Raw genomic sequence first — 833 nt, forward strand, 5'->3', positions numbered from 1 at the left:
GCGCCTGAGGGGGCCCGGCCCGCCCGCCCAGCCCATCCCGCGCCCGGCGCGGGCCCGACATCCTCGCGGCCAATGCCCAGGACGTGGCGCAGGCGCAGGCGGCCGGAATGACCGGCTCGTTCCTCGACCGGCTCACCCTCACCCCGGCGCGGGTCGAGGCGATGGCCGAGGGGATCGAGGTCGTCGCCGGCCTTGCCGACCCCGTGGGCGAGGTGGTGGACCGCTGGACCCGTCCCAACGGCCTCGTCATCGAGCGCGTGCGCACCCCCATCGGCGTGGTCGGCGTGATCTATGAGAGCCGGCCCAACGTGACGGCCGATGCCGCCGCTCTGTGCCTGCGCGCCGGCAATGCGGTGATCCTGCGGGGCGGTTCCGACAGCCTGAGGAGCTCGGCCGCCATCCACAGCGCGCTGGTCGCGGGCCTTGCGGCCGAGGGCCTGCCGGCGGACGCGGTCCAGCTCGTGCCGGTGGCCGACCGCGACGCGGTGGGCCACATGCTCGCCGGCCTCGACGGCACGGTGGACGTGATCGTGCCGCGCGGCGGCAAGAGCCTCGTCGCTCGGGTGCAGGCGGATGCCCGGGTGCCGGTGTTCGCCCACCTCGACGGCATCAACCACGTCTTCATCGACAAGGCGGCCGATCTCGACATGGCGAAGTCAGTGGTGCTGAACGCCAAGATGCGCCGCACCGGCGTGTGCGGCGCGGCCGAGACGCTGCTGGTGCACAAGGACGCGGCGGCGACTCACCTGAAGCCGCTGGTCGAGATGCTGATCGACGCCGGCTGCGCGGTGCGCGGCGACGCCCGCGGTGGCGGCGGCCGATCCGCGCGTGGC

General features: G+C 74.5%; 1 pseudogene. It reads left to right on the forward strand.

Annotated elements, in window-relative coordinates:
• Positions 1-59: 59 nt before the first annotated feature.
• Positions 60-833, forward strand: a pseudogene (locus AC2W7M_RS26505) (glutamate-5-semialdehyde dehydrogenase); the annotation flags it as partial.

The organism is Xanthobacter sp. BG11Y11_SDJG (assembly GCF_057364445.1).